Source organism: Corynebacterium bovis DSM 20582 = CIP 54.80, assembly GCF_030408615.1.
Classification (GTDB): Bacteria; Actinomycetota; Actinomycetes; order Mycobacteriales; family Mycobacteriaceae; genus Corynebacterium; species Corynebacterium bovis.
On the sequence record NZ_CP047187.1, the window covers coordinates 1,214,236 to 1,227,665 of the forward strand.

The window sequence follows — 13,430 nt, forward strand, 5'->3', positions numbered from 1 at the left end:
TCAGTTCGCCCCGGTCGCCCCGTCGACCCAGGACCGCCACTGTTCGGCCTGGGCCCGCAGGTCGGCGGCCCGGTCCGCCTGTCCGCGACGCTCGGCGTCCGCGGCGGCGTTCAGGAGCTGGTCGACCTTCGTCCGCAGCTGCGCGGCCCGGGCCTCCGTCTCCGGGTCGGTCTCCCGCCAGCGGCGGTCGACCTCCTCGCTGACGCGGGCCTCGAGTGCGCTGAGCTTGTCGTCGAACTCCCGGACCCGGTCGCGGGGGACGAAGCCGATCTCGTCCCACCGGTCCTGGAGCTCGTGGAGCAGGGCGCGGGCGCGGTCGAGGTCCGCCGCCGGGTCGATGCGCCCGTCGTACTCGTCGAGGAGGGCCTGTTTGGCGTCCGCGTTGCGCGCGAACTCCTCGTCGCGCCGCCGGTTGTCCTCCTTGCGTGCGGCGAAGAACACGTCCTGGGCGGCGGTGAACTTCGCCCACAACGCGTCGTCGACCCCGCGGGGCGCCCGGCCCGCCGCCTTCCACCGGGTCATGAGGTCGTGGTAGGCGCGGGAGGTCTCCGCCCAGTCGGTCGAGGTCTGGAGGGCCTCGGCCTCGGCGACGAGCTTCTCCTTGGCGACGCGGGAGCGTTCGCGCGACCGGTCGAGGTCCGCGAAGTGCTCGCGGCGGCGGTGGTTGAACGCGTCACGGCCGGCCCGGAAACGCTCCCACAGAGCGTCGTCGGTCTTCCGGTCCACCCCGGTGAGGGTGCGCCACTCCTCCATGATCGCCTTCAACCGGTCGCCGGCCGGCTTCCAGTCCGTCGAGTCCTTCCCGATCCGCTCCGCCTCCGCGGCGAGCTCCTCCTTGCGGCGCGTCGACGCGGTGCGGTGCTCCGCCCGCTCCCGGGCCTTCTCCTCCTCGGTCGCCGTGGCGCGGTCGGCGAGGCCGGCGAGCCACGTGTCCAGTGCCCCGAGGTCGCCGATCACCGACGCCGTCGGCAGGGACTCCCGGAGGGAGGTGGCGTCCCGGCGGATCCGGGCGGCCTCGCCGGGGTGGGAGGCGAGCCGGGTGTCGAGCAGCGCCGCCTCGGTGACGAGGTCGTCGAAACGCTGGGCGAAGTGGGCGAGGCCCTCCTCCGGGGTGCCCGCGCGCCACTGGCCGATGCGCCGGTCACCGTCGGTTCCACGGAGCCACACGGTGCCGTCGTCGTCGACCCGCCCGAACCGGGACGGGTCGCCGCCGGTGAGGGACGGCACCGTCACCGGTCGGGGTGCCGCCGTGCGGTCGCTCCGGGCCGCGGCCGGGGCGGGGGTCCCCCGACGGGCCCCGGGCATCATGCCGGGGGTCGGGCCCGGGCGGGGTGCCGGGGACGACGCCGGCGTCTGCTGCGGGACCGGCGTGTCCTGGGCGGTCGCGGTCTGCTGCGGTGCCTGGGCGGCCGGGGCGTCCTGGGCGGCCGGCGTCTCCTGCGGGGCCTGGGCGGCCGGGGCGTCCTGCGCGGCCGGGGTCTCCTGCGGGGCCTGGGCGGCCGGGGTCTGCTGCGTGCCCGACGCGTCCTGCGGGGCCGCGTCCGTGCTCACGTCCGGGGCGTCCTGCGGGCTCGCGTCCGTCGCGTCCGTGCTCGGGTCCGGGGAGGAGGTGGTCATGGTGCTTCGGTGTCCTTCGTCGTCGACGGCGCCGGCGGAACGCGGGTGCCGGGCGGCCCCCGGGACGGGGCCGGTCTCTCACAGGTGGAGCGGGGACGACGCCGGGGCCCGGCCGGGGACCGGTGATCCGGGACGGCGCGTCCGGGTGCTCCACACCAGACACTGATTATGGCAGACGGGCGTGCGCGGGGGAGGGTGCCGGTGACCGGGGCCGCCCCGCACCCGGTGCGGCACGGACCGGCGGGACCTCACCGTGTCCCGGGCGCGGGCGGTTCGTACACTGGCCGCATGGCAGAACACCCCGGTCCGGACACCCCGCCGCCCCCGCACCACGGGCCCGGGCGGCCGCGCGGGCCCCGCCCCGTCGCGGTCGTCGGCCCCACCGGCGCGGGGAAGTCGGCGGTGGCCCTCGCCGTCGCCCACGCCGTCGACGGCGAGATCGTCAACGTCGACTCGATGCAGCTCTACCGGGGCATGGACATCGGGACCGCGAAGCTGCCCCCGGAGCAGCGGGAGGGGGTGCCCCACCACCTCCTCGACGTCCTCGACGTCACCGCCACGGCGTCCGTCGGCACCTACCGGCCCCTGGCGTGCGCGGCGGTCGAGGAGATCATGGCCCGCGGCCGGACCCCGGTCATCGTCGGCGGGTCGATGATGTACTACCAGGCCCTCGTCGACGACTGGGACCTCCCGCCGACGGACCCCACCGTCCGGGCCCGCTGGGAGGACGAGCTCCGGCGCCTCGGCGCACCGGGGCTGCACGACGTCCTGGCCCGTCGGGACCCAGCCGCGGCGGCGGTCATCGAGCGCCACGACCCCCGGCGGACGGTCCGGGCCCTCGAGGTCATCGAGCTCACCGGGCGCCCGTTCGCCGCCTCGCAACCGCCGAAGGACCGGCCGCCCCGGTGGGGCACCACCGTCGTCGGCCTCGAGGCCGGTGCGGACTGGCTCTCCCCGCGGCTGCACGACAGGGTGATGACGATGATGGACTCCGGCCTCGTCGGGGAGGTCGTCCGGCTCCGGGGGCAGGGGCTCACGCGGACGTCGACGGCCGGGCAGGCGATCGGCTACGCCCAGGTCCTCGACCACCTCGACGGCCGGCTCACCCTCGACGAGGCCGTGGAGGCGACCGTCACCGGGACCCGCCGCTACGCCCGCCGCCAACGGTCGTGGTTCCGGCGGGACCCCCGGATCCACTGGGTGCCCGCCGACGCGCCGGACGTCGTGACCCGCGTGCTCGACGTGCTCGCGCGCGCGGACCGGGTCGACCCGGCGGACCCGGGCGGGACCGGGGGCCACGAGGACGCCGGCGATGGTCCCCGGGCGGGTGGCTAGGATCGTCCCCATGACTGACGCGCACACCTCCACCGCCCCGACGCCGGACCCCCGCCGGGGGTCCCCCGCGGGGTCCGCCGACCGCACCGACACCGCGTTGACCGTCGTCAAGGCGCACGGCACCGGGAACGACTTCGTCGTCGTCCCCGACCCCGACGTCCTGGTCGACGTGACCCCGGAGCTGGTCCGTGGGTTGTGCGACCGGCACCGTGGCGTCGGGGGCGACGGGCTCATCCGCGTCGCGACGTGCGGGGCCCTCGTCCGGGCCGGGGTGCTCGACGCCGTGCCCGACGGGCTCGACGACAACTCCTGGTTCATGGACTACCGGAACGCGGACGGCAGCACGGCCGAGATGTGCGGCAACGGTGTGCGCGTCTTCGGCCACGTCCTCCACGCCCGCGGCCTCCTCGGCGACGCCGGTCCCGGGGGCACGGAGGTGACCGTCGGCACGCGCGCGGGGGCGCGGACCCTGCGGGTGCACTCCGCGGACGACGTGTCCGCCGACGTCTCGGTCGACATGGGGGTGCCCGCGGTGACCGGCGTCTCGACGTGCACCGTGGGGGACCGTGACATCGCGGGCCTGGCCGTCGACATGGGTAACCCCCACCTCGCAGCGGTGGTCCCGGGCCTCACCGCGGGGGACCTCGCGGACCTGCCCCTCGACCGTGGTGTGACCCACGACGAGGCGTTCTTCCCCGACGGGGTGAATGTGGAGGTCGTCACCGCCCTCGCCGACGGGGCCGTGCGGATGCGCGTCCATGAACGGGGGGTCGGGGAGACGCTCTCGTGCGGGACGGGGACGGTCGCGGCGGCGGTCGCCGCACTCGCCGACGCCGGGGATGGGACGGGGACGGTCGACGTCCACGTGCCCGGCGGCGTCGTCTCGGTCACGGTCGAGGGGAACGACGAGGGGATCACCGGGTCGACGCTGCGGGGACCGTCGCGCATCGTCTTCGCCACGACCGTCGACCCCGCGGTCCTGGCCGGGTGAGCCGCCGGGCACCGCGGTGTCGGCGTCGCTGACCGTCCGGGCGGACGGCGGGGGCGTCGGCGCCGCCGTCAGGCGGGGCGGGAGGCGTCGCGCCGCGCCCGGTGCCACAGGGCGTCGATGTCCGCGGCGTGGCGGTCGGTCTCGGCGAGGAGGTCCCGCAGCCGGTTGACCGTCCGCGCGTGGCGGGTCTCCGCCGGCAGCCGGTCGAGGAAGTCCTGCGCGCGGCCGACGGCCTCGTGGAACTCGACGACGCTGGCGACGCGGCTGTCCGGGTTCAGCAGCTCCGGACGGTGGTGGGTGCGGTCCACCCGGCACTCCGTGCGGTCGGACGTGCAGAAGTCCCGCCACTCGGCGAGTGTCGTCGCGATGTCGTGGGAGGACAGGGTGATCGACCGCCGGATCGGGTCCATCTCGCGGTCGGTGTCACGCTGACTGACGACGACCATCCACATGACGACCGCGGCGACGGCGATGACGGCACCGTAGACCCGGAACAGGGAGATGAGCACGACCGACAGCGCGACCATCGCCACGAGCCAGGCGGCCCGGCTGCCGAGGTCGAGGCTGCGGCGGCGCGCCGCCGGTCGTGGGGGCCCCGGGATCGCCGGCGGGTGCATCTCAGCCACACCCGCACCCCCCGGATCCGCAGCCGCCGCACCCTCCGCCGCACCCGGCACCGTCCACCGTCGTGGCGGTGAACTGCACCTCACCGGTGAGGACGGTCCCCGGTGCGGGGGCGGTCGCCGAGGGGGAGTCGTCGGCGGGCACCACGACCGTGAACGGGAAGGGGGCCGTGACGGTGCAGTGCCAGAAGTCCTGGCCGGTGAGGGTCGTCGTGCGCCGCGCGGCGTCGGCGACCTCGACGGTCACCGTCGCGCCGGCGTGCGGGGCGACCGCCCCGGAGTTCAGGGCGGCGGCACCGGAGGACTCGACGGTCCCGACCGTCAGGCCCTCGGCCTCGGCGGCGGCGACGTCCGGGAGGACGCGGAGGGAGGAGGCGAGGGCCGTGAGGGCGAGCGGCTGGTACTGGAGGGGGTCCTCGTCCGCGAGCACCGGGCCCTGGGCCACGGTCGCCGTGACGGTGGCGGTGACGGGGGCGTCGGCGGCGGCGACCTGAAGGGAGGGGGAGTCGTCGACGAGTTCGACGAGACCGACGATGTCGGTGAGCATCGTCACGTGGGCGGTGACGGGGGAGCCGTCGACGTAGCTGGCGAACGTGCCGTACGGGGGCACGGCGAGGATCACCATGCGCGCACCGCCGGGGTCGTCGTACTGGAGGACCTGTCCGCCGCGCACCTCGCCCGAGACCGTCAACATGCCCGATCCGTACGCGGCCTCCAGGGCGTCCTGCCAGCGCGGGTAGTCCAGACCGACGCTTCGAAGCTCGGGAATCATGTCCAATACTCTAACCCGTCGACGTCCCCGACTCGAACCCTGCCGGACCGGTCGCGGTGACGACCCGGCGCGCGCCCCGCGCCCCGACGGTCCCCGCCCGGGCACCACCCACGCCCCACGCCGGGCAGCGCCCGGGCCCACCCCGGGCACCACCCACACCCCGACGGCCGGCCCCGTCCCGGGGTCCGCGGCGTCACCTGCCCTGGTGACCGTGTAGAAATGACAGGTAATGACCCACAGCAACGACACCATGCCCACGTCCCTCCCGTCGTCGTCCCGCCCGGGAGCGGACCACACCCCCACGGTGGGTGAACTCGACCTCGAGGCCCGGTCGAGCCTCCGGCGCCTGTCCCGGAGCAGCAACGTCCACACGACCGAACAGTCCGACGGCTACGACGTCGAGTACCGCAAGCTCCGCCTGGAGAAGGTCGTCCTCGTCGCCGTGTGGACCGAGGGGTCGACGGCCCAGATCGAGGCCAGTCTCGCCGAACTGCGGGCGCTCGCCGAGACGGCGGGCTCCGAGGTCGCGGACATGCTCTACCAGCGCCGGGACAAGCCGGACAGCGCGACGTTCATCGGGTCCGGGAAGGTCGACGAGCTGCGTGACGTCGTCGTCGAGACCGGGGCCGACACCGTCGTCGTCGACGGCGAGCTCAGCCCCGGGCAGATGATCGCCCTCGAGAAGGCCCTCGACGTCAAGGTCATCGACCGCACGATGCTCATCCTCGACATCTTCGCCCAGCACGCTAAATCCCGCGAGGGTAAGGCGCAGGTCGCCCTCGCGCAGATGGAGTACCTCATCACCCGCGTGCGCGGGTGGGGCGGGGCGCTGTCGCGGCAGGCCGGCGGCCGGGCCGGGTCGAACGGCGGCGTCGGCCTCCGTGGTCCCGGTGAGACGAAGATCGAGGCGGACCGGCGCCGCCTCCGCCAGGACATGGCGCGGCTGCGGCGGGAGATCGCCGGGATGAAGACCGCGCGTGACACGAAGCGGCGGCGTCGCGACGAGTCCACGGTCCCGCAGGTCGCGATCGCCGGCTACACGAACGCGGGGAAGTCCTCCCTCATCAATGCGTTGACCGGGGCCGGGGTGCTCGTGGAGGACGCCCTGTTCGCCACCCTGGACCCGACGACGCGGCGGGCCGAGCTCGCGGACGGTCGGCACGTCGTGTTCTCCGACACGGTCGGGTTCGTGCGGCACCTGCCGACGCAGCTCGTCGAGGCCTTCCGCTCGACCCTGGAGGAGGTGCTCGCCGCCGACGTCGTGCTGCACGTCGTCGACGGCTCGGACCCCTTCCCGCTCGCGCAGATCGCCGCCGTGAACTCGGTCATCGGCGACCTCGTCGCGGAGACCGGGGAGGAGGCGCCGCCGGAGATCATCGTCGTCAACAAGATCGACGTCGCGGACCCGCTCGTGCTCGCGGAGCTGCGCAGCGCCCTCGCGGACAGGGCCGAGGTCGTGTTCGTCTCGGCGGCGACGGGCGAGGGGGTCGACGAGCTCGAGACGCGGCTGGAGATGCACCTCAACGCGCTCGACACGACGGTCGAGCTGCTCGTGCCGTACGACCGGGGCGACGTCGTGTCCCGGCTCCACACCCGGGGCACGGTGGTGCGGGAGGAGTACACCGACGACGGCACCGTCGTCGAGGTGCGGCTCCCGGCCGTCATCGCGGCCGAGGTCGACGAGTTCCGCCGGGGGTGAGGGCCGCCCCGGCCACCGGCCGGGGGGGGTGCGGGCCCGGGGGGTCGGGCCCGGGGGGTCGGGCCCGGGGGCGGTCTACTCGTCGTCGAGGTTCTTCTCGATGAGCGCGGCGACCGCGTCGACGGCGTCGGCGTCCTCGGACGTCACCGTGACACTGTCGCCGTGCTCGGCGCCGAGCGCCATGATCATGAGGGAGGACCCGGCGTCGGCCGGCTCGGCGTCGTCGTCACCGACGAGGGTGAGCAGGATCTCGTCGTCGAACTTCGCGGCGGCCTCGGAGATCAGGGTGGCGGGACGGGCGTGGAGGCCCACGGTGGAGCCGACGGTCACGGTCTTGGTGGCCATGATGAGTCCTTTCTGTCGAATGAGCCGGCACCCGCGACAGGGCGGGACCGGCTCAGGGGGATGCGTCAAGGGTAACCCACGGCCCGGGGACCGGTCACTCCGCGACGACGACCTCGACTCCGGCGGCGGTCAAGGCGTCGACGTACTGCTGCGGGGCACCGCTGTCGGTGACGAGGACGTCGATGTCGCCCACCCCGGCGAAACTCACCAGGTAGTCACGGCCGAACTTCGTCGAGTCGCACATGGCGACGACGCTGCGGGCGTTCGTGATCATCGCCCGCTTGAGGGCCGCCTCCTTCGCGTCCGCGGTCGAGAGCCCGTGGTCCATGGTGAGCGCGTTCGTCCCGACGAAGGCGACGTCCGCGCGCATGACCCCGATGCTGCGCAGCGCGGTGTCCCCGACGACGGCCTGGGTGATCGGCCGGACCTCGCCGCCGAGCAGCTGGACGTCGGCGATCCCGGCGGCGGTGAGGCGGACGGCGGTCGGCAGGCTGTTGGTGACGATCGACCGGTGGACCGGGGCCGCCTCGGACATCGAGTGGGCGAGCATCGCGGTCGTCGTGCCGGCGTCGAGGAACACCGAGCCCCCGTCGCCGGGCAGGAACGCCGCGGCGGCCCGGCCGATCGTGACCTTGGCCTCGGTGGCGGCGTGCCGCCGCGCCTCGATGGACAGCTCCGTCGTCTGGAAGCTGTTCGTGGGCACCGCGCCACCGTGGACGCGGTGGAGGGCCCCGTCGTCGTCGAGGATCGTGAGGTCCCGGCGGATCGTCTCCGGTGTCACCCCGAACCGTTCGGCGAGCTCGACAACGGTCACCCGTCCGTGGACGGCGGTGAGGGAGGCGATCTGGCGGCGGCGTTCGTCTGAGTGCACGGGAGGTCCTGTCGTCGGGTGGGCTGGGCGCACCGCCGGTGTCCGGATGCGCGGGGAGGGACGACCCCCGAGCAGGGGACATGCCGTCATCAGGGTGTCATCGGGGGTGTCTGGGGGTCCTTGAGGGAGGACGACCACCGCACGATCCTAAGGGTGGCGGGGTCCCGACGCAGATCCGTTGACCGGGATCACGCCCGTTCGGGTGTGGTCGGGGGGCACGGACCCGGGGGTGGGGCGGTCCGTGGGTGTGGTGAGGAGGGGCGGACGACGGGGGCCGCCGAACGGGGGAGCGTGACTGCGGTGGACGGGCCTGACGGGCGGTGCCGGCGCGCAGGCCGACGGCCACCGTGACCGGGGCGTGTCGGCGGCCGGCCCCGGGGGCGGGCGGTGTGACCTGCCGTGACACCGGACCGGGTAGGGGGTGGTGAGCGGGTGGTGCGGGGGTGCCCCGGCCCCGCGTATCGTGTCGGGGAGGACCGTCGCCCCCCCCCCGGAGGCGGCGGCGATGCGTCGGGTGACCGCGCCGGACGCCGGGCGTGGACGATGTCCGGAAACCGGACATCCGGACATCCGGGCCCCCGGGCGGCCGCACGGACCGGGTCGGTGTCCCCGGACATGGCGCCGTCGTCCCCGGTCCCCACCCGGCACCCGCCCGGCACCCCCGGCACCCCGGCACCCGGGTCCACGACAGGACCCCGGGCTCACGAAAGGAAGAGGCCTCACCCATGACCGACCGACCGACCACGGAGACCGTGTACACCGGAAAGCCCGTCGTCCCCGGGGTGGCCTTCGGGCCGGCTGCGTGGGTCACCGAGCGCCCGCCGCTGCCGGAGCCGGGGGAGATGGTCCCGGAGGACCGCCGCGAGGCGGAGTTCGAGGCGTTCACCCGCGCGGTGGACGTCGTGTGTTCCCGCCTGGAGGAGCGGGCGGCGGCGGCACAGGGGCACGCGGCCGAGGTCCTCACGGCGACGGTCACGATCGCCCGGGACCGGGCGTGGGCGCGGAAGGTCCGCACGTCGGTCCGCGGGGGTCAGACGAACCTCTACGCCGTGCGCCAGGCGACCGACGACTTCGTGGAGCTGTTCCTCAAGGCCGGCGGCGTCATGGCGGAGCGGGTGACGGACCTGTGTGACGTGCGGGACCGGGTGCTGGCGGAGCTGCGGGGGGAGCCGGAACCGGGCATCCCGGACGTCGACGTGCCGAGCGTCCTGTTCGCCGACGACCTCGCACCGGCGGACACCGCGACGTTGGACACCGCGCTCATCCACGCCGTCGTCACGCGCAAGGGGGGCGCGACGAGCCACACCGCGATCATCGCGCGGCAGCTCGACCTGCCGTGCATCGTGGCGGCGGGTCATGCCGTCGACGCCGTGGCCCCGGGGGTCCCGGTGCTCGTCGACGGCGGCGACGGGGCCGTGACGACCGGGGTCGACCCGGAGGTCGCGGTGCAGAAGGTGGAGGAGTCGCGGCGGCGCGCGGCGGCTGTCGCGGCGTGGACCGGCCCGGCGGCGACGTCGGACGGTCACCGGGTGCAGCTGCTCGCGAACGTCCAGGACGGGCACGCGGCCCGGGAGGCGGCGGCGTCGGTCGCCGAGGGCATCGGGTTGTTCCGCACGGAGCTCGGGTTCCTCAGTGCGACGACGGAACCCACGGTCGACGAGCAGGCCGACCGGTACGCGGAGGTGTTGTCGGCGTTCCCCGACGGGAAGGTCGTGATCCGGACGCTGGACGCCGGGTCGGACAAGCCGGTGCCGTTCGTCAACGCCGAGGAGGAGGAGAACCCGGCGCTCGGTGTGCGGGGGTTGCGGATCGCGCGGAACAACCGGGCCCTGCTGGAGCGTCAGTTGGACGGCGTGGCGGAGGCTCTCGTGCGGGCGGACCGGTCGGCGGACGCCCAGACGTGGGTCATGGCGCCGATGGTGGCCACGGTGGCGGAGGCCCGCTGGTTCGCGGAGCTCTGCCGGGAGCGGGGGCTCACCCCGGGCGCGATGGTCGAGGTTCCCGCGGCGGCGCTCATGGCGGAGCGGATGATGCCGTACCTCGACTTCGTCTCGATCGGGACGAACGACCTCACCCAGTACACGATGGCGGCGGACCGGTTGTCCCCGTCCCTGGCGCACCTGACTGATCCGTGGCAGCCTGCGGTGCTGCGTCTGATCCACGAGACGTGCCGGGCCGGTGCGTCGACGGGCACGGCTGTCGGGGTGTGCGGCGAGGCGGCGGCGGATCCCGCCCTGGGCTGCGTGCTCACGGGCCTCGGTGTGACGTCGCTCTCCGCGGCCGCCCCGGCGTTGGGGGCGGTGGGCGTGGCCCTCGGTGAGGTCGACTTCGCCACGTGCCGTGCCGCGGCTGCGGCGGCGGTCAACGCCGACGGGGCGGACGAGGCCCGGCAGGCCGCCGCCGCGATCCTGGCGGCGCAGGCCTGAGGGTCTCCCGGGGCGGGACCCGCGACCCGGTGCGACCCGACGCCGCGGGTGGCGCGCTCACCGCGCCGCCGGGGGCGGTGTGCTCACGGGCGGGCCGGACCCCAGAGGTCGGCATGACCCCCCTGTCAGACCTTGCGCAGGTCAGACCTTGCGCAGGATCGCGACGACGCGGCCGATGATCTGCGCATCCTCGGCGGGAATCGGCTCGAACAGGTCGTTGTGGGGGATCAGCCACAGCCCCTCGCTGTCCTTCTGGAACTCCTTGACGGTCGCCTCGCCGTCGATCATCGCCGCAACGAACTCGCCGAACTCGGCGACGTTCTGCGAACGGACGGCGACCCAGTCACCGTTGAGGATGCCTGCGTCCCGCATCGACTCCCCGACCACCTGGAGCAGGAAGATCTCGCCCTGACCGACGATCTCCTCCGGCAGCGGGAAGTGCGCCTCGACATTCTGCTCCGCGAGGATCGGCGACCCGGCCGCGATGCGGCCCACGACCGGCACGAACGCCGGGGTGGGCATCGACTCGTCGACCGGCGCAGGGGACTGCCGCTGGGCCGGCCTGCGCCCGGGCTTGGTGTGGTTCGAGATCTCGTGGCTGCTGCCCTCGAACGAGCGGACGTCGACCGCCCGGGGCTTCTTGCCCTCGCGGCGGAGGAAGCCCTTCCGCTCCAGCTCGCGGAGGTGGTAGGAGACCGACGACGTCGAGTGGAGGCCGACCGTCTCGGCGATCTCCCGGATGCTCGGCGGGTAGCCGCGGAAGATCGTCGAGTCCCGGATGACCTCGAGGATGCGACGCTGCCGTTCCGAGAGTGTCGCCGAGTCCGTCGACCCGGACGCGTCCTTGCGGGGACGTCCGCGCCGCGGCGCGGGTGAGTGCTGTTCTGCCATGAGGTGTCCTTATCCGGTTGCGCTGGTCCGTCTGGGAGGGAGGGACGTCATGTGTCGGTGGTGCGGCGCCCGTCGATCCGCGTGCGCGGACCGGCGGTGGTGCCATCCCCCGTTCTGCTCCACCGGGGTTCCCTTCCCGTCGGGGTTGCGACCAGCCTACTACATCCCCCGTCACGTCATCATCCACGTGTTCGAAAAATATCGCCGACGGGGTGGACACGGGGTGTGCGTCGTGCTAACTTCCCGTTCGAACGCCGGAATGCGAACAGACGATCGAATGGTGGTGCTGCCGCGCTCCCGGTGTCCGGCCCGGGTGATCTACTCGGTGTCGACCGCGGCACAGGCCGTGGGGACGTGAACCGTTCCGACCATGACGACGGAGGAGTGACGAATGACCATCACAACCATGCAGACCAGGACCGCATCCGGACGACGGGCAGGGGTGGGGTCGCCTCTTGCCGTGTCCGCGGCGGCGGTGCGGGGTGGCGTGCTGCCGCGGCCCGTCGGGGTCCCGTCGCGCCCGCCGGTGGTCCATCCGGGCCGGGACGCGGACGGTCGACCGCGTTCGAACACCTACGGGGAGGGGCGGGGGTATGTCCCGGGGCTCGTCGACAAGCGCCGTCACCGGCTCGTCGGTCGCCGGCAGGATCTCACGTTCGGACTGCAGACGAGAAGCGGGAGGCTGCGGGCGCGGGCGCTCGCCGTGGCACAGTCCCCCGGTGCGCTGCTCGTCGGGCTGGCCGGGATCGTCCTCGCCGTCGGGATCTCGCCCGCGGTCGGCGACGCCCCGCAGGCCGACGGTCCGGTCGCGACGTCCTCGGTGACCGTCGCCCCCGGGGAGACCCTCGCGGACATTGCGCGGGACGTCGCGCCCGGTCAGCCGGAGGGGGACGTCATGGCGCGCATCGCCTCGATGAACGGTCTGGGGTCGTCCGCGCCCGGGGAGGGGGCCGTGCTCTCCGTCCCCGTGTACCGGTGAGGTGACGGGGACAGGGTCACGCGCACCGGCGAGGTGACGGGGCTCAGGTTCGCCTGGAGCGGTGTGGTGCGGCGGCGGGGACGGGCTCGCGGGCGACGGTGTCCGCGGGCCCGGCCGGCCCCGGACGGGCGCGGTCTCGGCCGGGCGGGGGAAGGCCGTCGAGCTGCTATGATGCTCGAAGATTGTGGCCGGTGCGTCGTGACCGGTGACCGGCGTGACGCGCCCGGTGGTGTCCGTTCGCTGACCGGGGGCGCGTGGCAGCGGGAGACCGTGCCCACCCGTGGCCGTGGCCCTGTCCGGCGCGTTGAAGCGCGCGGCCGGACGCCGTCGGTGAGAGACCCCGGACGTGTCCGGAGAAAGGGAAAGCCATGCTCTGCCCGTCCTGCCGATCGGAGCATTCCCGGGTGGTGGACAGCCGGACGGTCGACGACGGCGTCGCCATCCGTCGCCGCCGCGAGTGCACAACCTGCCGGACGCGCTTCACCACCGTCGAACGCTCGGTCCTCCTCGTCACCAAACGCAACGGGGTGACCGAGGAGTTCAGCCGTGACAAGGTGATCCGTGGTGTCCAGCGGGCCTGTCAGGGGCGCGACGTCCCGGACGACGCGCTGAAGCGGCTCGCCCACGAGGTCGAACAGTCCATCCGCGCGGCCCACGGCTCCCAGGTCGAGGCGCACGAGATCGGCCTGGCGATCCTCGACCCCCTCCGCCAGCTCGACGAGGTCGCCTACCTCCGGTTCGCCTCGGTCTACAAGTCCTTCCACACCGCCGAGGACTTCGAACAGGAGATCCTCTCGCTCCGGGCGCACCGCGCCGTCGCCCACCAGGACGACGGCCACGTTGTACCCGACGACGCGGACGCCGGCGCCGGGCAGTAGGGC

Annotated in this window: 12 protein-coding genes; 6 read left to right on the forward strand and 6 right to left on the reverse strand. The window is 74.1% G+C overall.

Annotation, left to right across the window (positions count from 1 at the left end):
- Nucleotides 1-1,308 carry a DUF349 domain-containing protein gene (locus CBOVI_RS04805; RefSeq protein ID WP_029157663.1) on the reverse strand — a complete coding sequence of 436 codons (1,308 nt, stop codon included), beginning with the start codon at nt 1,306-1,308 and terminating at the stop codon, nt 1-3.
- A gap of 597 nt (nt 1,309-1,905) precedes the next feature.
- On the opposite strand from CBOVI_RS04805, the gene miaA reads away from it, so the two are divergent.
- Together miaA and dapF are read left to right on the forward strand one after the other, a co-directional pair.
- Complete coding sequence (gene miaA / locus CBOVI_RS04810) at nt 1,906-2,952, forward strand: tRNA (adenosine(37)-N6)-dimethylallyltransferase MiaA (RefSeq protein ID WP_083826122.1); 1,047 nt, start codon at nt 1,906-1,908, stop codon at nt 2,950-2,952.
- Nucleotides 2,953-2,962: 10 nt separating this feature from the next.
- The gene (gene dapF, locus CBOVI_RS04815; protein WP_010273731.1) at nt 2,963-3,943 is read left to right on the forward strand and encodes a diaminopimelate epimerase; all 981 of its coding nucleotides are present in this window, start codon (nt 2,963-2,965) and stop codon (nt 3,941-3,943) included.
- A gap of 68 nt (nt 3,944-4,011) precedes the next feature.
- On the opposite strand, the gene CBOVI_RS04820 is transcribed toward dapF, so the two are convergent.
- Together CBOVI_RS04820 and CBOVI_RS04825 are read right to left on the reverse strand one after the other, a co-directional pair.
- Entirely contained in the window at nt 4,012-4,569 is a 558-nt protein-coding gene (locus tag CBOVI_RS04820) for a hypothetical protein (protein ID WP_010273734.1), read from the reverse strand.
- Nucleotides 4,562-5,338, reverse strand: coding sequence for a hypothetical protein (locus tag CBOVI_RS04825; protein WP_010273737.1), 777 nt, complete (start codon nt 5,336-5,338; stop codon nt 4,562-4,564). The genes CBOVI_RS04820 and CBOVI_RS04825 overlap by 8 nt, the downstream gene beginning before the upstream one ends.
- 250 nt (nt 5,339-5,588) lie before the next feature.
- On the opposite strand from CBOVI_RS04825, the gene hflX reads away from it, so the two are divergent.
- Nucleotides 5,589-7,037 (forward strand): GTPase HflX, encoded by a 1,449-nt coding sequence (gene hflX, locus CBOVI_RS04830; RefSeq protein WP_050798281.1) that lies wholly within the window; start codon nt 5,589-5,591, stop codon nt 7,035-7,037.
- A 75-nt stretch (nt 7,038-7,112) separates the two neighbouring features.
- Here the strand turns inward: hflX and CBOVI_RS04835 are convergent, their stop codons facing one another.
- Both CBOVI_RS04835 and CBOVI_RS04840 read right to left on the reverse strand, forming a co-directional pair.
- Entirely contained in the window at nt 7,113-7,382 is a 270-nt protein-coding gene (locus CBOVI_RS04835) for an HPr family phosphocarrier protein (RefSeq protein ID WP_010273744.1), read from the reverse strand.
- 94 nt (nt 7,383-7,476) lie between these two features.
- Nucleotides 7,477-8,253 (reverse strand): DeoR/GlpR family DNA-binding transcription regulator, encoded by a 777-nt coding sequence (locus CBOVI_RS04840; protein ID WP_010273747.1) that lies wholly within the window; start codon nt 8,251-8,253, stop codon nt 7,477-7,479.
- A 725-nt stretch (nt 8,254-8,978) separates the two neighbouring features.
- Here CBOVI_RS04840 and CBOVI_RS04845 point away from each other — a divergent pair.
- Nucleotides 8,979-10,679 (forward strand): phosphoenolpyruvate--protein phosphotransferase, encoded by a 1,701-nt coding sequence (locus CBOVI_RS04845; protein ID WP_010273750.1) that lies wholly within the window; start codon nt 8,979-8,981, stop codon nt 10,677-10,679.
- 141 nt (nt 10,680-10,820) lie between these two features.
- Here the strand turns inward: CBOVI_RS04845 and lexA are convergent, their stop codons facing one another.
- A complete protein-coding gene (lexA, locus tag CBOVI_RS04850) occupies nt 10,821-11,570 on the reverse strand; it encodes a transcriptional repressor LexA (protein ID WP_010273752.1) in 750 nt (249 codons plus the stop codon).
- A 391-nt stretch (nt 11,571-11,961) separates the two neighbouring features.
- Here lexA and CBOVI_RS04855 point away from each other — a divergent pair, with 391 nt between their 5' ends.
- The gene (locus CBOVI_RS04855) at nt 11,962-12,549 is read left to right on the forward strand and encodes a LysM peptidoglycan-binding domain-containing protein (protein ID WP_125187065.1); all 588 of its coding nucleotides are present in this window, start codon (nt 11,962-11,964) and stop codon (nt 12,547-12,549) included.
- Nucleotides 12,550-12,917: 368 nt separating this feature from the next.
- Nucleotides 12,918-13,427 carry a transcriptional regulator NrdR gene (nrdR, locus tag CBOVI_RS04860; RefSeq protein ID WP_050798280.1) on the forward strand — a complete coding sequence of 170 codons (510 nt, stop codon included), beginning with the start codon at nt 12,918-12,920 and terminating at the stop codon, nt 13,425-13,427.
- Nucleotides 13,428-13,430: the final 3 nt, after the last annotated feature.

What these genes read in the sequence shown, in the direction of transcription:
- CBOVI_RS04845 (WP_010273750.1), top strand. Translation starts at nt 8,979, where the DNA reads ATGACCGACCGACCGACCACGGAGACCGTGTACACCGGAAAGCCCGTC.
- hflX (WP_050798281.1), top strand. Translation starts at nt 5,589, where the DNA reads ATGCCCACGTCCCTCCCGTCGTCGTCCCGCCCGGGAGCGGACCACACC.
- dapF (WP_010273731.1), top strand. Translation starts at nt 2,963, where the DNA reads ATGACTGACGCGCACACCTCCACCGCCCCGACGCCGGACCCCCGCCGG.
- miaA (WP_083826122.1), top strand. Translation starts at nt 1,906, where the DNA reads ATGGCAGAACACCCCGGTCCGGACACCCCGCCGCCCCCGCACCACGGG.
- CBOVI_RS04825 (WP_010273737.1), bottom strand. Translation starts at nt 5,338, where the DNA reads ATGATTCCCGAGCTTCGAAGCGTCGGTCTGGACTACCCGCGCTGGCAG.
- nrdR (WP_050798280.1), top strand. Translation starts at nt 12,918, where the DNA reads ATGCTCTGCCCGTCCTGCCGATCGGAGCATTCCCGGGTGGTGGACAGC.
- lexA (WP_010273752.1), bottom strand. Translation starts at nt 11,570, where the DNA reads ATGGCAGAACAGCACTCACCCGCGCCGCGGCGCGGACGTCCCCGCAAG.
- CBOVI_RS04805 (WP_029157663.1), bottom strand. Translation starts at nt 1,308, where the DNA reads ATGATGCCCGGGGCCCGTCGGGGGACCCCCGCCCCGGCCGCGGCCCGG.
- CBOVI_RS04835 (WP_010273744.1), bottom strand. Translation starts at nt 7,382, where the DNA reads ATGGCCACCAAGACCGTGACCGTCGGCTCCACCGTGGGCCTCCACGCC.
- CBOVI_RS04855 (WP_125187065.1), top strand. Translation starts at nt 11,962, where the DNA reads ATGACCATCACAACCATGCAGACCAGGACCGCATCCGGACGACGGGCA.